At 47.4% G+C, this 22,788-nt stretch carries 17 protein-coding genes; 16 read left to right on the top strand and 1 reads right to left on the bottom strand.

Features of this window, described 5'->3' with window-relative positions; translation table 11 throughout:
- Window positions 1–8 precede the first annotated feature (8 nt).
- From IV64_RS12915 to IV64_RS12870, 10 genes are all read left to right on the top strand, one after another.
- Complete coding sequence (locus IV64_RS12915; RefSeq protein WP_057707640.1) at window positions 9–893, top strand: helix-turn-helix domain-containing protein; 885 nt, start codon at window positions 9–11, stop codon at window positions 891–893.
- Between the two features lie 22 nt (window positions 894–915).
- Window positions 916–1,500, top strand: coding sequence for a CDP-diacylglycerol--glycerol-3-phosphate 3-phosphatidyltransferase (gene pgsA / locus IV64_RS12910; RefSeq protein WP_057707639.1), 585 nt, complete (start codon window positions 916–918; stop codon window positions 1,498–1,500).
- A gap of 485 nt (window positions 1,501–1,985) precedes the next feature.
- Window positions 1,986–3,242 (top strand): competence/damage-inducible protein A, encoded by a 1,257-nt coding sequence (locus IV64_RS12905; RefSeq protein WP_057707638.1) that lies wholly within the window; start codon window positions 1,986–1,988, stop codon window positions 3,240–3,242.
- A 96-nt stretch (window positions 3,243–3,338) separates the two neighbouring features.
- A complete protein-coding gene (gene recA / locus IV64_RS12900; protein ID WP_057707637.1) occupies window positions 3,339–4,412 on the top strand; it encodes a recombinase RecA in 1,074 nt (357 codons plus the stop codon).
- Window positions 4,413–4,625: 213 nt separating this feature from the next.
- Window positions 4,626–6,185: a ribonuclease Y gene (rny, locus tag IV64_RS12895; protein ID WP_057707636.1), complete on the top strand. Its 1,560-nt coding sequence runs from the start codon at window positions 4,626–4,628 to the stop codon at window positions 6,183–6,185.
- A gap of 198 nt (window positions 6,186–6,383) precedes the next feature.
- The gene (locus tag IV64_RS14220; protein ID WP_083491669.1) at window positions 6,384–6,986 is read left to right on the top strand and encodes a helix-turn-helix domain-containing protein; all 603 of its coding nucleotides are present in this window, start codon (window positions 6,384–6,386) and stop codon (window positions 6,984–6,986) included.
- A gap of 156 nt (window positions 6,987–7,142) precedes the next feature.
- Entirely contained in the window at window positions 7,143–7,949 is an 807-nt protein-coding gene (locus tag IV64_RS12885) for a TIGR00282 family metallophosphoesterase (protein ID WP_057707635.1), read from the top strand.
- A 28-nt stretch (window positions 7,950–7,977) separates the two neighbouring features.
- The gene (gene mutS, locus IV64_RS12880) at window positions 7,978–10,638 is read left to right on the top strand and encodes a DNA mismatch repair protein MutS (protein ID WP_057707634.1); all 2,661 of its coding nucleotides are present in this window, start codon (window positions 7,978–7,980) and stop codon (window positions 10,636–10,638) included.
- A gap of 24 nt (window positions 10,639–10,662) precedes the next feature.
- Window positions 10,663–12,717 carry a DNA mismatch repair endonuclease MutL gene (gene mutL, locus IV64_RS12875; RefSeq protein ID WP_057707633.1) on the top strand — a complete coding sequence of 685 codons (2,055 nt, stop codon included), beginning with the start codon at window positions 10,663–10,665 and terminating at the stop codon, window positions 12,715–12,717.
- 327 nt (window positions 12,718–13,044) lie between these two features.
- A complete protein-coding gene (locus IV64_RS12870; RefSeq protein ID WP_057708047.1) occupies window positions 13,045–16,086 on the top strand; it encodes a YfhO family protein in 3,042 nt (1,013 codons plus the stop codon).
- 145 nt (window positions 16,087–16,231) lie between these two features.
- Here the strand turns inward: IV64_RS12870 and IV64_RS12865 are convergent, their stop codons facing one another.
- Window positions 16,232–16,747 carry a DUF1015 family protein gene (locus tag IV64_RS12865; protein ID WP_057707632.1) on the bottom strand — a complete coding sequence of 172 codons (516 nt, stop codon included), beginning with the start codon at window positions 16,745–16,747 and terminating at the stop codon, window positions 16,232–16,234.
- Window positions 16,748–16,910: 163 nt separating this feature from the next.
- On the opposite strand from IV64_RS12865, the gene ruvA reads away from it, so the two are divergent.
- The 6 genes from ruvA to dinB all read left to right on the top strand — a co-directional run bounded on the left by ruvA (window position 16,911) and on the right by dinB (window position 22,711).
- Window positions 16,911–17,519, top strand: a complete 609-nt coding sequence (gene ruvA / locus IV64_RS12860; RefSeq protein WP_057707631.1) for a Holliday junction branch migration protein RuvA — start codon at window positions 16,911–16,913, stop codon at window positions 17,517–17,519.
- Between the two features lie 14 nt (window positions 17,520–17,533).
- Entirely contained in the window at window positions 17,534–18,544 is a 1,011-nt protein-coding gene (gene ruvB, locus IV64_RS12855) for a Holliday junction branch migration DNA helicase RuvB (RefSeq protein ID WP_057707630.1), read from the top strand.
- A 17-nt stretch (window positions 18,545–18,561) separates the two neighbouring features.
- Window positions 18,562–19,596: a tRNA preQ1(34) S-adenosylmethionine ribosyltransferase-isomerase QueA gene (gene queA, locus IV64_RS12850; RefSeq protein ID WP_057707629.1), complete on the top strand. Its 1,035-nt coding sequence runs from the start codon at window positions 18,562–18,564 to the stop codon at window positions 19,594–19,596.
- A gap of 145 nt (window positions 19,597–19,741) precedes the next feature.
- Window positions 19,742–20,884 (top strand): tRNA guanosine(34) transglycosylase Tgt, encoded by a 1,143-nt coding sequence (tgt, locus tag IV64_RS12845; protein WP_057707628.1) that lies wholly within the window; start codon window positions 19,742–19,744, stop codon window positions 20,882–20,884.
- A gap of 75 nt (window positions 20,885–20,959) precedes the next feature.
- Entirely contained in the window at window positions 20,960–21,355 is a 396-nt protein-coding gene (gene yajC, locus IV64_RS12840; RefSeq protein WP_057707627.1) for a preprotein translocase subunit YajC, read from the top strand.
- Between the two features lie 222 nt (window positions 21,356–21,577).
- A complete protein-coding gene (dinB, locus tag IV64_RS12835) occupies window positions 21,578–22,711 on the top strand; it encodes a DNA polymerase IV (protein WP_157061174.1) in 1,134 nt (377 codons plus the stop codon).
- The last annotated feature ends 77 nt before the right edge of the window (window positions 22,712–22,788 follow it).

The following is a 22,788-nucleotide window of genomic DNA, read 5'->3' as shown; positions in this document are numbered from 1 at the left end:
AAAGGTCAATGAGTGAAAATAGTGAAGAAAAAAGCACGATTGGGGCACGGCTAAAAGCTGCCCGAATCGCCAAAGGGTTAACAATCGACGATTTGCAACAAATTACGAAGATTCAAAAGCGGTATTTGATTGCAATTGAAGACGAACAGTTTGATAAATTACCGGGAGACTTTTACGTTCGGGCGTTTGTTAAGCAGTACGCTGACACCGTTGATTTGGATGGCAATGAGTTGCTGGAAGAATACAGTGACGAATTACCAGCAACGCACGCGGAAACTTACGTCCAAAATGTAGACGAAGTTCAACCAACGCGCAGTGCAAGTCGTGAATCGCCGACCACTCCAGCCGGCCGGGTACGCAACTATTTACCAACGATTATCGTAACGGGAGTCGTGGTATTGATCCTGTTGTTTATCTGGTTCATGGCAGTTCGGACACACACGAGTTCGAGCTCGTCGTCGGCCACTTCAAGTTCCTCAGTTGAAGTTTCGAGTTCGAAGAAGTCTAGCAGCAAAGCTAGTTCTAAGACTAGCAGCAGTTCTGCTAAGAAGACGACTAAGAAAAAAGCGGATAGCACTAAGCAAGCAATTAAGGCTGATGGCGACAGTGATACAGCCTATACGATGACTAACGGCGCCAAGAAGAACAAAGTGGTTGTTAAGTCGACTAAGGCCGCCTGGACGTCAATCACGACTAACGGCAGTCAGACTTGGCAAGGAACGTTAACGGCCAATGGGTCACACGACGTGACGTTGCCAAGCAATGCGTCAACGGTCAAATTCCAATTTGGTAACGCCGTTGCAACGTCCGTAACGATCAATGGTAAGAAGTTTGACTTCAATCCGAAGAACAGCACGTCGCAAGTGCGGACGATTACCTTGACCATTAAATAGTCTGTGACGGAGGAGTATCATTGTGAATTTACCTAATAAGCTAACTGTTTTTCGTATTATCCTGATTCCTGTTTTCTTACTAATCATGGTCCTGCCATTGAGCTGGGGCCAGGTTGTCTGGGCAGGAACGACGATCCCCGTAACGCAGGTTATCGCAACCATCATCTTTGCCGTCGCTTCTTTGACGGATTTAGCAGATGGGAAGATTGCCCGTTCACAGCACTTAGTCACTAACTTCGGTAAATTTGCCGATCCGTTGGCGGACAAGATGCTGGTGATGACGGCCTTTATTGTACTGGTACGGATGAATGCTGCACCGGACTGGGTCGTGGCGATTATTATGTGTCGGGAATTGGCAGTCACCGGGTTACGGTTATTGATTGTTGAAAATAATGGAAAAGTTATGGCAGCGGCAATGCCTGGTAAAATCAAGACAACGACGCAGATGATTGCGATTATCTTCTTATTACTAAACAACGTCTTTTTTGCAGCCATCCACGTCCCATTTGCAGCGATTATGCTGTACGTCTGCCTCTTCTTCGTGATTTACTCTGGCATTGATTACTTTGTTCAGAATCGCGACGTTTTCTCAGATGGGTTTAAATAAATCAAATCATAAAAGTTCGAGACCTCGTGTCTCGGACTTTTTTTGACGAGAAAAAAATGACACGAAGGGTGTAGTGCAGTTAACTAAAGATTGAAAGTCCCAAAATGGCTGGTAACGTTGTAACAGCAATAATTATTATTCCTAAAATTAGCCGCTCCATCGGGTAGCCTTGAGTGCTATGGGGGGCGGTCCCAGCCAAAGGACGGTCTGGAACCTCACTACAAAGCCGCCAGCCCACTGATTCTGCTAGCGAAGCGCCGAAAAATACTAATTTTCTAATGATAAGTAGTGCTATGGTAACGCTTGAACTAGTTTTAGCACTTTCAATCTTTAGCAGTTAGGATCAAACGTAGAAAATCCTTGCAACCTTTTGAATGTGCACGCCGTTTTTTTCGTATATACTGAGTGTGGGCGTTGATCGCTGATTGAGCGACTAATGCTGATACTGAACATAGTCTGACAAAGGCTATCAGGAGGCTTTTTAGATGCAAGCTGAAATAATTGCGGTCGGGACTGAGATTTTACTCGGCCAAATCACAAATACCAATAGTACACACATTGCTCAGGGTTTAGCAGAACTGGGCATCGATAGTTATTACCAAACGGTCGTGGGCGATAATCCGAAGCGGTTAGCGGCCGTCCTTGAAATTGCGGCTCAACGCAACGACTTAGTAATTCTTTCTGGGGGCTTAGGTCCCACTAAGGATGATCTGACCAAGCAAACGTTAGCTAAGTACTTGAACGTGCCGTTAGTGGAAGACGCTGCGGCCATGCAAGTGATTACGGACCGGTTTGAGCAAACGGGTAAGGTCATGACTGAAAACAATCGGTTGCAGGCGTTATATCCAAAGGGTGCGACGCCGTTGACGAACCATAACGGGTTAGCCGTAGGGGCGTTTTACCAGTCACCAGATTCCGCGGATTTCTTACTACTCCCCGGGCCACCACGCGAAATGACAAAAATGTTTGATACCGAAGCCAAGCCCAAACTACAGGCGGCGTATGGTCAGCAAGCCCAGATCTATTCGCGGGTGCTTCGATTCTTCGGTATTGGAGAATCACGGCTAGTGACCGAATTGCAAGCGATGATTGCGTCACAACACGACGTGACAATTGCGCCTTACGCGAAGACCAATGAGGTCACTCTTAGGCTCAGTGCACAGGCTGATACGCAACGGGCGGCCGACAGTGCGTTAGATGCGGTTGAGCAAAAAATCAAAGCTAAGGTTGGCGACTATTTTTATGGCTACGGGGATGACAATTCCTTGGCCCAGGTCGTTGTTCAAGCGATGATTAAGGCTAATTTAAGTATTACGGCGGCGGAGAGTTTAACGGCTGGTGAATTCCAAAGTACGATCGGTGGGGTCGCCGGGGTTTCCGCTATTTTTCCAGGTGGCTTCGTGACTTATGCTAACGCGGCTAAACACCAACTCGTTAACGTTCCACAAACGGTCATTGACCAAGATGGGGTCGTTTCTGAAGCAGCTGCGATCGCCATGGCTGATGGTGCACGGGTTCGATTAGGCACGGATACCGCGCTCAGCTTTACGGGGGTTGCGGGTCCTGACAGTTTGGAGGGGCAACCCGCTGGAACGGTCTGGATCGGTTTAGCTTACCGTGACCAGCCGACCGTTGGGAAGTTATATCACTTTGTTGGGGATCGCCAAAAGATTCGGCAACGCAGTGTCATGGTTGGTCTGGACCTGTTACGACACGCTTTATTGGCTGATCACCAGCTCTAAAAATAATACGAACTTTTGTTCGCTTTTTGCTTGCATTTCTGATTTTTAACCGTTATGATATTAAGAGTGAAAACGAGCACCAAAGGAGGAAATAATTTGGCTGATGCACGGCAAGCAGCATTAGATGCTGCCTTAAAAAAGATTGAAAAGAACTTCGGTAAAGGGTCCATTATGCGAATGGGCGATGCGGCGAATACCCAAATTTCGACCGTTTCAAGTGGATCATTAGCCTTAGACGATGCGTTAGGTGTAGGTGGTTATCCCCGTGGCCGAATCGTTGAAATCTACGGTCCTGAAAGTTCTGGTAAAACGACCGTGGCGCTACATGCCGTTGCGGAAGTTCAAAAGCAGGGCGGAACGGCGGCGTATATTGATGCTGAAAACGCACTGGATCCGGTTTATGCGGAACATTTAGGCGTTAACATTGATGATCTCCTATTGTCACAACCCGATACTGGTGAACAAGGTCTTGAAATTGCAGATGCCTTAGTTTCCAGTGGGGCGGTTGATATCTTGGTTATCGACTCTGTGGCGGCATTAGTGCCACGGGCTGAAATCGAAGGTGAGATGGGTGACGCGCACGTTGGGCTGCAAGCCCGGTTAATGTCACAAGCGTTGCGGAAGTTATCCGGGACGTTGAATAAGACTAAGACGATTGCGTTATTTATTAACCAAATTCGTGAAAAAGTCGGTGTGATGTTCGGTAACCCTGAAACGACTCCTGGTGGTCGGGCGCTTAAGTTCTACGCAACGATTCGGCTTGAAGTACGTCGGGCGGAACAGATCAAGGACGGGACCGATATTATTGGGAACCGTGTCCGAATCAAAGTCGTCAAGAACAAGGTTGCGCCGCCATTTAAGCGGGCCGAAGTCGATATCATGTACGGCTATGGAATCTCACAAACGGGTGAAATTGTCGACATGGCGGCTGATAAGGACATCGTTAAGAAGAGTGGTTCATGGTATTCTTACGGCGAGGACCGGATTGGTCAAGGTCGTGAAAATGCGAAGAAGTACTTGGCAGAACATCCTGACGTGATGGCGGAAATTCGTCAGAAAGTCCGGGATGCTTATGGCATGGACGCGTCTCCTGAAGATGAGGAAGAAGCAGCTGATAAGCAGACTGACCCAACCGAATTAGACCTCGGTGACGATCAAACTGATAAATAAATTTAGAAACGTCTAAAGCGGTGGCTTTAGGCGTTTTTTTGTTGGAAAAACAGCGTCGTAAACGGGACGCTTTGCCGTTCACATAGGACTTTAAGTTGACACTACCCCCTGCAAACATTAGAATAACAAGTGTGTAAATAATCAAAATATAACATCTGAAAATTTGTAGTTGATTTTATGTTAACTGGATTTTGGTGATGCGGAGGTGGAAACATGAATGTTTTCGGTATAATCCTCGCAGTCATCGCAATTGTTGTCGGTTATGGGATTGGTTACTATGTTCGTAAGAATATCCACGAAAAAGAATTGAACGTAGCCAAGAACACCGCCGAAGGTATTATTTCTGAGGCCAAACGGTCAGCGGAGACTCAAAAGAAAGAAAAAGTCCTCGAAGCAAAAGAGGAGAGTCATCGTTACCGGACTGAAGTTGAAAATGAATTAAAGCAACGACGCAATGAGGTACAAAAGCAAGAGGATCGCTTGCTTCAGCGCGAAGAGACTTTGGATCATAAAGAAAATACTTTTGAAAAACGCGAGGATGCGCTAGGCAAGAAGGAAGATAAGATTGCCAACGAACAGAAACGCGTTGAACAACAGCAACAAAGTGCAGCTTCACTAATCACGCAACGTCAAGCTGAGTTAGAAAAGGTCGCAGCATTGTCGCAAGACCAAGCACGTGACCAGATCTTAACCCAAACGCGGGATCAATTAACGCATGAACGGGCCGTAATGATTAAAGAAAATACGGACGAAGTGAAAGCGCAGTCTGAAAAAGAAGCCAAAAACTTAATTGTCCAGGCGATTCAACAGAGTGCGGCCGATATGGTTTCAGAAACCACCGTTTCAGTGGTTTCGTTACCAAATGACGATATGAAAGGCCGGATTATTGGACGTGAAGGTCGAAACATCAGAACGTTAGAAACGTTGACGGGGATTGATTTAATTATTGATGATACTCCTGAAGCGGTTGTTCTCAGTGGTTTTGATCCGATTCGTCGTGAAATCGCAAAGATCGCGCTTGAAAAACTTATTCAAGATGGGCGGATTCATCCAGCTCGGATTGAAGAAATGGTTGAAAAAGCACGTAAAGAGATGGACGAAAAAATCCGTGAGACCGGTGAACAAGCTGTCTTCGATTTAGGATTGCACGGGATGCATCCTGACTTGATCAAGTTAATCGGTCGGTTGAATTATCGGACCAGTTATGGTCAAAATGTTTTAAATCACTCAATTGAAGTTGCGAAGTTGACGGGCGTTTTGGCCGCCGAACTTGGTGAAGATGTTACACTCGCGAAACGCGCAGGATTATTACACGATATTGGTAAGGCCGTCGATCATGAGGTCGAGGGATCACACGTTGAAATTGGCGTGGAATTAACAACGAAGTACAAAGAAAATCCAGTTGTAATCAATACGATCGCGTCCCATCATGGGGATGTCGAGGCAAAATCGATTATTGCTGTTCTGGTTGCTACGGCTGATTCGATTTCAGCTGCCCGACCAGGAGCTCGGAGCGAATCGTTGGAGAATTATATCCACCGACTTGAAAAACTTGAAGCGATTGCGAATGATGAAACGGGTGTCAAGAAGAGCTACGCCATCCAAGCGGGTCGTGAAATTCGGGTTATCGTTAAGCCAAACGAGATTACTGATTTACAAGCAACCGTTTTGGCACACGATATCAAAAAGCAAATTGAAAATGAACTTGAATATCCCGGACACATTAAAGTTACCGTTATTCGGGAAGTTCGAGCAGTTGACTACGCTAAATAAACAGAAAACAAGTCTGAGACCTGGGTCTCGGGCTTTTTTTGTGATCATTAAATTGCTGATGATTTAGTGGAATAAAGACTAACTAACCAACGTGATCAGTGCCGTGAAACACCGTTAAGTCAACGTGCCAAGATTCTAAGCTAGGTTTAGGAGAGTCACCGTCTTATAATCATAGTATTCAAAGAGAGGGTGATAGCGATGCGGTTCGGTGAGCGATTAAAACAGGCGCGGCTGGCGAAACATTTGACGCAAAAAGCCGTCGCGGAACAACTACACGTTTCCCGCCAAACAATTTCTAGTTGGGAAACTGAGAATAGTTATCCAGATATTGATAGCTTATTACGGTTGAGTGATTTTTATGAGTTGTCGCTAGATACGTTGTTACGAGAAGACAGTGGGATGACGGACTACTTAAGGCGTCAAGATGTTCGGCAGCAAATTCGGCCCGTCCAGTTAGCGCTACGGGCGCTTGCGATAGGCTATATCGGATTAGTCGCGGTTAACTTTTTAGTGCCTAAGTTGCATTTAATGAATCCAGTGGTTAGCTTCATTTTTCTGGTCGGGTTATTGGCGCTCAATTACTTAATCAAATTTAATCGCTACTTAGGGCTGGATAACCGGCCACTCTTTCGTGAACGGCATCGTTGGTTTAACCTGTACGGGGCGTTGCTATTTGGTTTTATCCTCGGAATCGGGTTAGTTAGCACTTTAAAACCAGTTTTTAGGTGGGCTGCGGGGTCCTTAATTGTCGTCGGCGTGGCGGGATTGACGGTATGGGGAATTACCCGGACTGAAAAATGATGAGAAACTAAATGAAATGCTGCTGGGTGGCGATGACCAATCCAGACAGCATTTTTTATTCAGCGTGATTAAAGTGATTGTTGGAAAATGTCGCCCCACTTTTCTAACCGATTAATGCTAAAATGGTGAATATAACGTTAAAACAAGGGAGAACATATGCGAATTTTATTTGTCGGCGATGTCATGGGTCAAGTTGGGCAGGACGCGATTGCCACGTACTTACCAAAGTTAAAGCGGCGTTACAAACCGCAAGTGACGATTGTAAATGGTGAAAATGCCACTCGTGGTCGCGGAATTAGTCAACAAGTCTACAAAGATTTTTTGAGTGCCGGAGCGGATGTGATTACGATGGGAAACCATACTTGGGATAACAATGAAATTTTTGATTTCATTGGGGATGCCAAGAAGTTGGTGCGCCCACTCAACTTTCCAATTGCGACGACGCCGGGTAAGGGCTACACGATCGTTAACGTCAATACGGCGAAATTAGCCGTGATCAATTTGCAAGGTAACGTCTTTATGGGTCAAAACTTAGCGGATCCGTTCACGACGGTTCAACCGCTCGTTGAAGAACTGCGGGAGACGACGCCGAACATTTTCGTTGATTTCCATGCCGAAACGACTAGTGAAAAGGAAGCCATGGCGTGGTATTTAGACGGCCAGGTTAGTGCGGTGATTGGGACGCATACCCACGTTCAAACTAGTGACGAGCGGGTCTTACCAGAAGGGACGGCCTTTTTAAGTGACGTCGGCTTTACGGGCCCTTATAATGGCATCTTGGGGATGACGCGTGAAAATGTCATCCAACGGTTCTTGGAACAAATGCCGACCCGGTTTAACGTCCAAGAAGACAGTCCGGCCGTTTTATCCGGTTGTGTGATTGACCTGGATGAAAAGAACGGTCACGCAAAGAAAATTCAACGGGTCTTGATTAATCCAGATCACCCGTATTTTGATGATTAAAGTTAGAAATAGAAAGTAGGAACGATTCGTGCCACAGAAAACTAAAGATACCCCAATGATGCGTCAATATTTTGCCGTGAAAGATCAATATCCCGATGCGTTTTTGTTTTATCGACTCGGTGACTTTTACGAGATGTTTTTTGATGACGCCATTAAAGGGGCTCAGTTACTTGAGTTGACCTTAACGACGCGGAACCATTCGGCGGCCAATCCAATTCCAATGTGCGGCGTGCCACACCGTGCCGTTCAAAATTATATCGATATTTTAGTTGATAAGGGCTACAAAGTCGCTATCTGTGAGCAAATGGAAGATCCTAAGCTTGCTAAGGGCATGGTTAAACGCGAAGTCATCCAATTGGTGACGCCCGGGACCACGCTAGAACGTGGCGCTGAACAGGCAAAGTCGAATAACTATTTGACGGCCTTGATTCAAGTGGGCCAGCAAATGGGCTTTGCGTACGCCGACCTATCGACCGGTGAATTGAAGACGAGTTTACTGACGACTGACGATGCGTTAATTAACGAACTGACCAGCTTACAAACGAAGGAAATCGTCGTTGATGATTCGGTATCCGGTGACTTGCGCAAGCAGATCAAGACGCTTGGCATCTTGATTTCTGAACAGAACCAAGTCACGCCACAATCGGCGCTGAGTTACCTGACGCAGGATTTGACGGTTGATCTTGAAAAGCAGGTCGTTGAGCACCTATTAATGTACATCACAGTGACACAGAAGCGGAGTCTGGCCCACTTACAAAAAGCGGTCGCTTATGAACCGTCGTATTTTTTGAAGTTGGATCACAACTCTAAATATAACTTGGAGTTAATGAAGTCGATTCGGACGGGTAAGAAACAGGGGACGTTACTGTGGTTACTCGACGAAACTAAGACGGCAATGGGGGGCCGACTACTCAAACAGTGGTTGGACCGCCCGTTGATTGTGAAGAAGGACATTGAAACGCGTCAAAACAAGGTGGCCGCACTGTTAGACCACTATTTTGAACGCAATAATTTGCAGGAAGAATTAGTGAAGGTTTACGACTTGGAACGCCTCGCAGGCCGAGTTGCTTTTGGCAGCGTGAATGGTCGGGACTTGATCCAATTAAAAACGTCGTTACGACAGGTTCCAAAGATTCGCTATATCTTATCAGAGTTGGATGCAAAAGTTTTTGACGCGGAAGTGAGCCAACTGGACCCCGTTGAAGACGTGGCCGACCTGATTGATCAAGCTATCGTGGAAGAAGCGCCGTTGTCAGTTACGGATGGCGGAGTCATCAAGGATGGCTATGATCCGCAATTAGACAAGTATCGCGATGCCATGAATAATGGAAAAAAGTGGATTGCGGAATTAGAAGCTAAGGAACGCCAAGTGACCGGGATCAAGAACTTAAAAATCGGATTTAACCGTGTTTTTGGGTATTACATCGAAGTCACCAAAGCGAACTTGGCACAGCTCCCAAGTGATCGTTATGAACGGAAACAGACGTTGACCAACGCGGAACGGTTTAGCACACCTGAATTGAAGGAACACGAGGCCTTGATATTAGAGGCTGAGAGCCATTCTACTCAGTTAGAGTACCAACTCTTCACGAAGGTGCGCGAAACCGTTAAGGGTGCCATTAAGCGGCTTCAAACGTTAGCTAAGGCGGTCGCGGCGATTGATGTTTTACAAAGTTTCGCCGTTGTCAGTGAGGATTATCACTTTGTCCGGCCAACCTTAACCAAGTCACACGACTTGAAAATCGAAGAGGGCCGTCACCCAGTCGTTGAAAAGGTGATGGGGAATCAGAGCTACGTCCCTAACGACGTTAAGATGACCCCGGACGAAACGGTGTTGCTGATTACGGGACCCAACATGTCCGGGAAGAGTACCTACATGCGGCAGTTGGCTTTAACGGTCATCATGGCGCAGATTGGGTGTTTTGTTCCAGCTAAGTCAGCGCAACTCCCAATTTTTGACCAAATCTTTACACGCATTGGTGCGACGGATGACTTAATCTCGGGCCAAAGTACGTTCATGGTCGAGATGCAGGAAGCCAACAACGCCTTGCAACATGCGACGGCTAACAGTTTGGTCCTGTTTGACGAAATTGGTCGGGGGACCGCGACCTACGATGGGATGGCGTTGGCACAAGCAATTATTGAATTTGTGCATAACAATATCCACGCAAAGACGTTATTTTCGACCCATTATCATGAATTAACGGTTTTGGATCAAGAATTAAAAGGGTTACGCAACGTTCACGTTGGGGCCACTGAACAAAACGGGGAGTTAGTCTTTTTACACAAAGTTGAACCGGGGGCTGCCGATAAGTCGTACGGGGTCCACGTGGCTAAGTTGGCCGGGATGCCGGATGCTTTGTTGAAACGGGCGAATACGATTTTAACGAGTCTCGAAAGTCAGACGAGTGCGGTGTCCACGACGGCCGATTCCTTAGCGGCAAGTGCGGCGCCCGTACCCGATACGCAGGTCAGCCCTGTCGCATCAGAAGTTAGTGCAAGCGCTGAAGCCCAGCCGGAAGAAGTGGCTGAAGCGGATGAGCAGCTCTCATTATTCAGTGAACCGACTGTCACGAATGCTAAGGACGAAAAGGTTTTACAACAATTGAAAAACTTGAATCTGATGGCGATGACACCGATGGATGTGATGAATCAACTCTATAAGTGGCAACAGAAGTTGAGTAAATAAATTTAGATAGAAAGGCCGATGGTTATGGGAAAAATTCATGAATTGGATACCGTGTTAGCGGATCAAATCGCTGCGGGCGAAGTTGTGGAACGGCCCGCCTCGGTCGTCAAAGAATTAGTTGAAAACGCGGTGGATGCGCACGCTAGTCAAGTTGACGTGCTTATCTTGGCATCCGGGGTCCAGTCCATTCGGGTGATTGACGATGGTGACGGGATTGCTGACGAAGACGTATTAACGGCCTTTAAACGGCACGCCACGAGTAAAATCACCTCACGAAAAGACTTGTTTCAGGTACGTTCGCTAGGCTTTCGTGGTGAAGCATTACCTAGTATTGCGTCAGTTGCTGACGTCGTTATGGCGACCAGTACAGGCACGAGTGGGACGAGTATTCACTACCGTGGTGGCAAGTTATTACACCAAGCGCCAGCGCCACTGCGTCAAGGGACGGATATCACCGTCACCGATTTGTTTTTCAATACACCCGCACGGTTAAAATACTTGAAGTCACCCCAAACAGAACTAGCCAACATTGTTGACGTGGTAAACCGCCTAGCGCTGAGCTACCCTAAAGTAGCGTTTCGGCTCGTTCATAATTCCAAGGAATTATTAAAAACGGCGGGACGTGGTGACTTACAACGGGTGATTGCCGGTATTTACGGGGTAGCGAATGCCCGGAAAATGGTGGCAATCGCGGGAAACGACGATGATTTTCAACTGAAAGGGTACGTGGCGCTACCCGCCTTGACTCGTTCCAGTCGGCAATACATTACGATATTGATTAATGGACGGGCCATCAAAAACCAGCAACTGACTAAAGCGGTTATTCAAGGTTACGGGTCCAAACTGATGGTGGGGCGTTATCCGATTGCCGTTATTGACTTACGGATGGACCCGTTGCTAGTGGATGTTAACGTGCATCCCACTAAGCAGGAAGTCCGGTTAAGCAAGGAGCCCGCCTTAGCTAAGTTAATCAGCACAACAATTACGGCGCGGTTGGCGGATGTGAACTTGATTCCATCAGCCCTTACCAATTTAGGGAGCCACCGGCGGGAACGACTGAGCACGGACCAGTTGGCGATGGATCTAAACGCTGCGTCATCGCAGTACCACGTTGCCAGTATGAGTCCGCAAGCAGCGGAAAGCTTTGCGGCGTCGTTAGTGGCGGTCGCTGAACCAGCGACTAGTCCGGCAAGTGATACCGCTCAGCCAGCTACTAGTAGTGTGCCTGTAAGTCAGGCACCAGCGACAGACACGCCGTCGGAACGTCTGGCTGCTGAATCCGCTAACAGTGCGGCGCCACGGCCCATTATGATTAGTGATCGACACGAGTTACAGACAAGTGCCGTGACAGATTTTGATCAAAAGTATCAAAGTGAAACGCCGGCGTTACCATTTGGACAGCCGGCTTCGGCCGTGTCGGAAGTCGCTGACCCGGCGAGAACGGCAACGAGTGAAGCGCCCGACGCTGAGCGGTTTCCACAGTTACGTTACTTGGGACAGATGCACGGCACTTATTTGTTGGCTGAGTCTGATGATGGCATGTATATCTTGGATCAACACGCCGCACAGGAACGGATTAACTACGAATATTACCGGCAAGCCATTGGTGAGGTTAGCGCTGATCAACAAAACTTGCTAGTACCAATTATTTTAGATTATCCGACCAGTGACGTTTTAAAGATTAAGGAAAAGTTGCCGTTATTAGCGGAACTGGGACTTTACCTCGAGCCGTTTGGCGGTAATAGCTTTATTGTCCATTCGCACCCGACCTGGTTTAAAGCGGGGCAAGAAGAGGATACGATTAAGGAAATGGTTGATTGGTGTTTGCAAGATGGCCATTTGACCGTCGCGCAATTTCGTGAAAAGTCAGCCATCATGATGTCGTGTAAGCGGGCCATCAAGGCGAACCACCATTTGGATGACCAGCAGGCGCGGGCATTGCTGAAAAAACTCCCAACTTGCGAGAACCCGTTTAATTGTCCTCATGGGCGGCCGGTAACGGTTCATTTCACTAATTCTGACATGGAGCGGATGTTCAAAAGGATTCAAGATAGCCACGAATCACCACTTCATGGCTAAAAAATCAGTCGCTTAATCTATTCCGGTCGGTGTTGATTTAATGACTATGAGTTAAGATTTTGACTTGATATTGTTAAAACGTTCTCCACATGAAATTTTGGATGTGGGGAACTTTTTTAGTTGGGATGGATGGTTTGTGTCCTAAGTTGCTAATTCATTAAGATTTCGGTGAAGCGGACGGACTTTTTAGAGATTAATGGTAAAATGAGACCATTGTTTTAGGTTAGGTCTTATATGGGGTTACATAATTGGCATTAATTTAGGAAAAAGGGGAATAAATCTTTGATTAAAGGACGTAAAATACCGTTAGCGGTCTGGTATAGTTTAATGTTTGTCCTCATTGCGGCAATCAGCTATAGCGGACTGTTTTTGGCGGGACGCACGCTCATTTGGGAAGTCGATGGGATCGCGCAACACTTTCCAATCCTATTAACCTTCCAAGAAATATTGCGTGGTGGGGGTCAGGGCCTGTTTAGCTGGTCTTGGAACCTCGGCTTAGGTGCGGACCAGCTGACAACGTTTGCCTACTACGTAGTAGGTGATCCGTTTAACTACTTAGTTGCCTTCATTCCGCGTGCACACTTGGAGTGGGGTTACCAGGCGTTGATTTTACTGCGCCTTTATTTTGTCGGGCTGGCGTTCTTAGCCTTTAGCCACCAGTTTAAATTTGGCCGGTTTAGCCAGCTGATTGGGAGCTTAACCTACACGTTTACGGCGTACACGTTTTATGTTGGGATGCACCACCCGTTCTTCTTATTACCGATGATTTGGTTCCCATTGCTCTGTTGGGCGATTGAACGGGTCCTACGTGGGCACAGTTGGGTGCCACTAAGCATCATTACGGCAGTTGTTATCATGAGTAACTTTTACTTTGCCTACTTGCTGGCCCTTGGAAGTTTGATTTACGCGTTAGTCCGATTTTGGGCACGGAAACGCGAGGGCGCTAAGATGCGTTCATTTTTACAACTCCTTTGGCGCTTAGCGGTTGCGGTGCTGCTTGGTGTTGGAATGGCCGGGATTATCCTAGTGCCAACTTTACTGGCCATGTTGCACGCCACCCGGGCAAGCTTTAACTTTGCCAACGGCTTGCTGACTTATCCAATCAACTACTACGTGAACTTGCCTAACCGGTTGTTAACTAATGGTGGTAGCGTGCAGTATTGGATCACGCTTGGTCTGAGTGGGATTAGCTTTATTGGCATGATTTATACGTTACGCCACTTTAAGCGGTACTGGGTCTTAAACTGGGTTTTGATTGCCATGATGATTGGTATCTTAATGCCGAGTTTTGCCGCCGTCTTCAACGTCTTTTCGACACCGTCAAATCGGTGGTTATTGATGGCGACCTTAGTATTTGCTTACGCCACGATGGTGCTAGTTGACCATTTAGCGGAATTAACGGCGGGGGATTTGAAATGGATCGCGGGCGTTAGTTTCGGTTGGCTCATCTTAATTTGGCTCATCAACGGCTTTTATCTCAATATTCGTAAGCACGACATTGCGACTTACTTGATTTTATTGGCGTTAGTCGGGCTGCTGTTGGCAAAACGCAGCCTGAAGCTGACTTCCCGCCAGTTTAACGTGTTGCTACTAGGGGTGGTCACGCTGAACTTGGCGAACAACGGACTCGGCTGGTTAAGTACGAATACCAATTCCAACAGTACGGAACAGATTCGCCAGGGAACCGCAATGAAGTGGGTGAAGGGTTACGTTGATGGGGCGCAAACCGGGTTGCCAAAAAGTGGGCAGTTTTACCGGACGGCCCTCGTGCCGAACTACTACACGATGCGTTCCGCTGAAAGCGACGTGCCGATGGTCTTAGGCACCCACACTGTCGGCTCGTATTTTTCCGTGCAAAATTCCTACGTTGGCCAGTTAAGTCAGACGTTAGGCAATTCGGAATACGCCATGAATTCGCCCCTTGGAACTTTAAACGGGCGGACGACTTTCAATAACTTACTTGGAGTCCAGTACATGTTTGCCAGGGAAGACCAGTTGAAAGGACAATCGTTACCAGCGGGATACCAAGTCGTGAAAACGAAGGCCGGGGACCCCAAAATTTATCCGGACCAGTTTATTTACGGGTTGAGTAACCATACCGGGACGGTGCTGCTCAAGTCGACTAACGCGTTACCACTGGCTTACACGCAAACGCAACGGTTGAACGCAACGAAGTTTAACCAGCTGAGTGCGGTCGATAAAGAACAAGCGTTGTTACAAGGCGCCGTGACGTCTGGTTCCGCAAGCGGCGTTAAAACGGTCGCGCCTAAAAAGACCGGGCAGGAAGTGGCCTATACGGTTCAGGCCGACGACACGACGGTGTTGGATAGTACGGATAAAGTCATTATTTATCGAAATCAACACAGTACTGGAACGTCCAATAATCTTTTGAGTAAATTACCAGACAAAACGGTCACGTTGACGGATAAACAGCGGGTTAGTTTGACACCCGCAACCGGGATGACCAATCCTAGTCAACGACTGCTGAATCTGATTCAAGAAAATCAACAGTGGTTAGCGAAAAACGCGGAAACCAACGCCAATGGCTTAAAGTCGATGATTAGTGATGTGCAGGGGCACCAGGTTCCTTATCAGCTCACCATTAAGCACCCAAAACGGTACCGGAATACTGAAATGTACTTGGTCCTAGATGGCATCACCTATGACCGGTCATCCATTAAAAATGAGCTAAAGACCAGTCAAAACACCAACGTCTTTACGGACCGACCGTATACGAAGGTCGACTATTTAGACGATATTCGCGACGGATTGAAGGGTAACCTGAGTGCCAGCGGGTATTCGCTAAATGCTCAGACGGTGGATAACTTGGTCAGCTTTAACCAGCTCGGAACGACAAACATGTCGGATTACGAACCGCGGACTAAGGCGGTGATTAACCTTGGCAATAGCCACTCGGCACGGAAAACGATCGTGTTGAACTTTACAAGTATTCGCGGCATGCACTTTAAGTCCGCCAAGTTAATTGCGGTGCCATTTGGAAAGGCGTACGCGCAACAAACGCACCGACTTCAACAACAAGGGTTGCAAGGCCTAAAGGTGACGAATAACCAAGTGACGGGAAAGACGCGGACAACGAAGGCCAGTGTCCTAACGACGTCGATTCCGTATTCCACTGGGTGGCAGCTACAAGTTGACGGCAAGCCCGTTAAGACGCAAATTGTCAACTTAGCCTTCGTGGGGGCGCAGCTAAGTTCGGGGCACCACACGATCAAGTTAACCTATCAGACGCCGGGATTGACACTAGGGCGTTGGTTGAACGTGATTTGCGGGCTCATCGTATTAGGACTTGCTGGTTGGCAAGGTTGGTGCTGGTACCGTGGATTGGGAAATGACCGCCATGACGGCTGATGCTGGTTAATTGTGGAGCAATCGTTAGTTCCAAATGAAATTCTGATAAATACGATACGTTTGAATAATTAAAAATCCCCATACTTAGCTTCTAACCAGAATGTTGCGACATTCTAGGCACGAAAGCTAAGTATGGGGATTTAAATTAGGCGTTAATTTTCTGAATCAAATGGTCTGGTACCCGTGGTTGCGTCTTGAACTTAGTCCATTCACTGTCAGCTACAAGCATGACAAGTGGGGTGCTGGTTGTGGTTAGCCAGGTTTTACGTGGCGTGATTTCTGCCATGGCTTCCGTAATGTCAGCGTTGACTTCCGCTTCGGTAATTTGCCATAAGCGGTGGGTGACGTTGTATTCATCCGTAAATTCGTACGCTTTTGGGAAGTGACCAACCCAGTCGTCGATCAACATCTCAATGACTGGATGCTTAGGGTAGAGCACCGTGTTGATCCCACCAGGAAGCATGGTGGTGACACTGACTTGTTCGGGCCAGCTGGCGATGAGTCGCCACTGATGAATCCCATTTTGGGTCAGTTCGTACCAATAATAGCTCGTCCCGGGTTGAACGTGGGTGTCCGCGGACGTCCAGCTTGAATTGTTAGTGGTTAATTTTGTGAGTCCCGCGTCGGTTGGTAAGACGGCGGTAAAGGGCTTAATTTCCATATATAAAGGCCTCCTGAACACTGAGCATAGCACGTTTCAGACGTGCCCGGCAAGGATTTGCGCAAAAAACGGATTTTCTGGAGGCGGTGAGCCAAAGCGTCTCTAGAAATGTGGTACAATTTAGCAAGCAAACATACGTTTTTATTAAAGGAGTTTTTAAGTCGTGTATGAATACTTTCTCGGCCAAATTACTGATGTTACGCCTAGCTTCGTGGTGATCGAAGTGAGCGGTATCGGTTATAAAGTCTTAACGGCCAATCCGTATCGTTACCAAGTTGGTGACGCGCAAGTCAAGATGTATATTCACCAAGCCGTTAGTGATAACGGGATGAGCCTGTTTGGCTTTTACGACGCCGATGAAAAGGCGCTGTTTGAAAAGCTACTCAACGTTTCTGGAATCGGGCCGAAATCCGCGCTAGCGATTTTAGCCAACAACGACCATTCCGGGCTAATTCAAGCGATTAATCAGGAAAACGCGACGTATTTGACCAGCTTCCCAGGGGTCGGTAAGAAGACGGCGCAACAGATTGTTTTAGATTTGAAGGGTAAATTAAACGACTTAAACGTTGACGTCACTGGTCAAACAGAGTTAGATGTCACGACGCCAGAAGTCGACGGTGCGTTAGCGGATGCGTTGGCAGCTTTAGCTGCGCTAGGCTACTCGCAACGTGAAGTAAAAAAAGTGACCAAGTCATTAGAAACTTATAGCCAGAGTAAGCAAGTTGATACGAACGACTTACTCAGTGAAGGGTTACGGTTATTGACCAAGTAAAGGGGGAATCATTGATGGACGAAGACAAGATTTTATCTGGCGATAAGACTGACGATGCCGAAGCTTCGCTTGAAAAGTCGTTGCGTCCGCAAACGTTAGCCCAATACATCGGTCAAGATCAGGTCAAACATGAATTAAGTGTTTACATTGAAGCCGCACGCAAGCGTCAAGAATCACTGGACCACGTGCTGTTATTCGGCCCACCCGGGTTAGGGAAAACGACGCTGGCGATGGTGATTGCTAACGAGATGCAGGTGCACATTCGAACGACGAGTGGTCCGGCCATTGAAAAGCCAGGGGATTTAGTCGCACTCTTGAATGAATTGGAACCTGGTGATATCTTATTTATTGATGAAATTCATCGGCTACCAAAGATCGTTGAAGAAATGCTTTATTCTGCGATGGAAGACTTTTACGTCGATATCGTGGTCGGACAGGGCCCAACTGCCCATCCAGTCCACTTCCCGTTACCGCCGTTTACCCTGATTGGGGCGACGACGCGAGCCGGCATGCTATCAGCACCGTTGCGGGATCGGTTTGGGATCGTTGAACACATGGAATACTACGCGATTCCTGACTTGGAAGACATCGTGAAGCGAACGGCGGATATTTTTCAAACGAGTATCAAGCCGTCGGGGGCCCATGAAATTGGGCGCCGTTCACGGGGAACGCCGCGGATTGCGAACCGGTTGTTCAAGCGTATCCGGGATTTTGCGGAAGTTGCGGACCAGGACGCTATCGATGAGACCATTGTGAGCCGTTCGTTGACCTATTTACGGGTTGACCAAGACGGGTTGAACGAAACGGATAACAAGTTACTACGAACGATGATCGAATATTACGATGGCGGTCCGGTCGGGCTAGCCACGATTGCGGCGAACATTGGCGAAGAGACAGATACGATTGCGGAAGTGGTCGAGCCGTACCTGTTACAGATTGGCTTTTTGAAACGAACACAGCGGGGCCGGGTCGTCACGATCAAAGGCTACCAACACTTAGGGGTACCATACCCAACCAACGATTAAAGATAAGGGGTTGCAATATGAGCTTAACACTTGAAGATTTTGACTATGATTTACCACATGAATTAATTGCCCAGACACCCATCAAGCAACGTGATACTTCACGTTTACTTGAACTTGACCGTAAAACGGGCGTCATGCAAGACAAACACTTCTACGACATTATTGACCAACTAAATCCCGGTGACGCGGTTGTCATGAACAATTCGCGGGTGATGCCAGCCCGGTTATACGGGGTCAAGCCCGAAACTGGTGGGCACGCTGAAGTATTATTACTGCATAATACCGAGGGTGACGAGTGGGAAACCCTGATGAAACCTGCAAAGCGTGCGCACGTTGGAACCGTGATTTCTTTTGGTGACGGGAAGTTGACCGCAACGGTGACCGCCGAGAAAGAAGATGGGATTCGAATGATTGAGTTCCATTACGACGGGATTTTTATGGAAATTTTGGAAAGCTTAGGCGAAACGCCGTTACCACCATACATTAAAGAAAAACTCGATGACCCGGATCGTTACCAGACCGTTTACGCCAAGGAAAATGGCTCGGCGGCGGCCCCAACGGCGGGGTTACATTGGACGAAGGACCTATTGCAAAAAGTCCAAGATAAAGGGGTCAAGTTGGTTTACCTGACCTTGCACGTGGGCTTAGGGACCTTTAGACCAGTCGAAGAAGATAACATTGAAGACCATAAGATGCACAGTGAATTTTATCGGTTGGATGAAGACGCCGCTAAGACGTTAAACGAAGTTCGCCAAAACGGTGGTCGTATTATCGCCACTGGGACGACGTCAATTCGGACGTTGGAAACGGTTGGAACGAAGTTTAATGGTGAAATCAAGCCAGATTCTGGTTGGACGGACATCTTCATTAAGCCCGGCTACCAGTGGAAAGTGGTTGACGCGTTCATCACGAACTTCCATTTGCCAAAATCAACGCTGGTGATGCTAGTCGCTGCCTTTACGGGGCGTGACATGATTTTAAATGCTTATCAACACGCGATTGATGAACGGTACCGTTTCTTCAGTTTTGGGGATGCAATGTTCATTCATTAGTCACGAAGTAGTGAAAGTGAAGGGCCTGAGGCGGTAATTGCGTCTCGGGCTCTTGGTGTTTTCAAGTCGTGGCCGCGCTGGTTAGCGCTGGCGTTTCGTGCTATGATATTCAAAGTTTAGCAACGTTTTTAACGGAGGAAAATATATGGAACCGGCAATTAAATACCGATTAATTAAAAAAGAAAAGCATACTGGTGCGCGGTTGGGCGAATTAATCACCCCACATGGCACGTTCCCAACCCCAATGTTCATGCCCGTGGGAACTCAGGCGAGTGTGAAATCCTTAGCACCTGAAGAATTGGATGCGATGGGAGCTGGCGTGATCCTTTCCAACACGTATCACTTGTGGCTACGCCCGGGTGAACAAATCGTGAAGGAAGCCGGGGGTCTGCACAAGTTTATGAACTGGAACAAGGGAATCTTGACCGATTCCGGCGGTTTCCAAGTGTTCTCGTTGGCCAAAAATCGAGACATTACCGAAGAAGGGGTTCACTTTAAGAATCACTTGAACGGGTCCAAGATGTTCTTGTCACCAGAAAAGGCCATTCAGATTGAAAATGATCTCGGACCAGATATCATGATGAGTCTGGACGAATGTCCACCGTTTTTTGAAAGCTACGATTACGTCAGCAAATCAGTGGCGCGGACGAGTCGTTGGGCGGAACGGGGCTTGAAGGTTCACCAACACCCAGACTACCAAGGCTTGTTCGGAATTGTGCAGGGTGCCGGCTTTAAGGATTTACGGGAACAAAGCGCCAAGGACCTTGTTAGCTTGGATTTCCCAGGCTACTCGATTGGTGGCCTTTCCGTTGGGGAATCCAAGGCAGAAATGAATCATGTCTTGGACTTCACGACACCGTTACTCCCTGAAAACAAACCCCGGTACTTGATGGGCGTTGGTTCAGCGGACGCATTGATCGATGGCGCCATTCGTGGTGTTGACATGTTTGACTGTGTCTTACCAACCCGGATTGCCCGTAACGGGACTTGTATGACGTCGCATGGGCGCTTAGTCGTGAAAAATGCGGCCTATGCCCACGATTTCTCCCCACTGGATGACAACTGTGATTGTTATACGTGTCGGAACTTCAGTCGGGCTTACATTCGTCACTTGATCAAGGCTGACGAAACTTTTGGGCTACGGTTAACTAGTTATCATAACTTATACTTCTTACTGAACGTGATGAAGCAAGTGCGGCAGGCGATTCTAGATGATAACTTACTAGAGTTCCGGCAAGATTTTTTTGAAATGTACGGTTTTAACGAGAAAAATCCCAAAAACTTCTAGGTATACTAGTAATTTAAGGTGTAATTTGTTAAAGTTAAAGATAGTCAAACAAATAGATTAGGAGCGATTTTAAAAATGCCAAATGCTGGTTCATTAACATCAATTCTGTTTATCGTGGTCATGTTCGCGTTCTTATACTTCTTCATGATCCGTCCGCAGAGAAAACAACAACAAAAACATCAAAGTATGTTAAGCAAGATTAAACGCGGTGATAAGGTTACTACCATTGGCCGTTTGCACGGTGTCGTTGATGAAGTCAACGAAGCCGACAAGACGGTTACCCTTGATTGTGATGGGATTTTTCTTGTTTTTGATTTAAATGCCATTGCTAAGATTGCACCTGCTGATGAAGGCACGTCACACATCGCAGCCAAATCAGATGCAACTTCAGCTGAAAGCAGTGCGGCTAGCAGTGAAAGCACCGCTGCCGAAAGTGCTGACAGCCAAGCTGACGATCCTGAATCAAAATAGTTGTTAGGTTGATTAAGTAAAACAAACGTTAAAGTGGGACTTAAGTTAATTCTTAAGTCTCATTTTTTGTGCTTGAATTGGGATAACTAGTTAACTCCGGTTGCCACTGATGGCATGCGGTCGTGGCCTAAAATCAGAAAAACAACTAGTAAGTTAAAGAGGTTTCTCTACCAAAAGAAACGTATGTTCGTGTATAATGAATGTTACAAGGAGGGGATTATGGTGGCCCAGTCGATTATTGAAGCACCGATTCGGATTGATGCGAGTCGTAAAATTGTGCACGTCGATATGGATGCGTTCTATGCGTCAATTGAAGAACGTGAGCACCCAGCGTACAAGACACAACCGCTCGTCATTGCCCATGATCCCCGTCAAACCGGTGGCCGCGGCGTCGTGACGACGGCCAATTACGTGGCGCGGCAGTACGGGGTCCATTCGGCGATGCCGGCTGCCAAAGCCCTCGAGCTTTGCCCTAAGGCCGTCTTTAAAACGCCCAATTTTCCTTTGTACCGCGAAGTGTCTGCTCAGATTCACCGGATCTTTCATGAATACACCGATATGATTGAACCGATTGCCTTTGATGAAGCCTATCTCGACGTGACTCATAATAAGAAACACATTCACAGTGCGGTTCAGTTGGCCCACGAGCTCCAACAAGAGATTTGGAAACAGACGAATTTGACTTGTTCGACGGGGATTTCCTATAACAAGTTTATTGCTAAGTTAGCGTCTGATTACCGGAAACCGGCCGGGGTCACGATTGTGTTACCTCAGGATGCGGAACCATTTTTACTGCGTGAACCCATTGAAAAATTTCGTGGGGTCGGCAAGAAGACGGTCCCGAAGATGCATGATTTAGGTATTAAAACGGGGCAGGACTTATTTAATCAGTCGGAGTTGGACCTCATTAAAAACTTTGGTAAGCTGGGCTATATTCTCTACCGCCGGGTGCGGGGGAGCGATGACCGTCCCGTAGAGTACCAGCGTGAACGAAAGTCAATCGGCAAGGAACGGACTTTTGGCCCGTTCTTAACGACACAGGTCGAGGTCAACGAACACCTACAAGAACTGGCCAAGATGGTTTCTGAAACGATGGTGTCGCACCAACGACACGGGAAGACGCTCGTCTTGAAGTTGCGTTATGGGGATTTTGTCACGATTACCAAGCGGCGCACGTTTGGGGAGTTTCTGCCCAATGATCCGGTCGTCTTTGATCGGTACGCTGAAGAGATTTTTGACGAAGTTGTTGACGACCATTTTGATACGGGAATCCGTTTACTGGGAATTACCCTGACTGGTCTTGCGCCGCTCGCGTTTGAAAATTTAACCTTGCCGCTTTATCCGAATGAAAACTAATTCATTTGGCGAAAATGGTATTGTTCGGTATACTGGAGTACTGTGACAGTTTTTCAGCCACCAGTAAATTCAGAAAT

The sequence above is a fragment of the Lactiplantibacillus xiangfangensis genome, from assembly GCF_001438845.1.
Lineage (GTDB): Bacteria > Bacillota > Bacilli > Lactobacillales > Lactobacillaceae > Lactiplantibacillus > Lactiplantibacillus xiangfangensis.
Note: the sequence above shows the minus strand (reverse complement) of the source record. Positions and strands in the feature narration are given on the sequence as shown.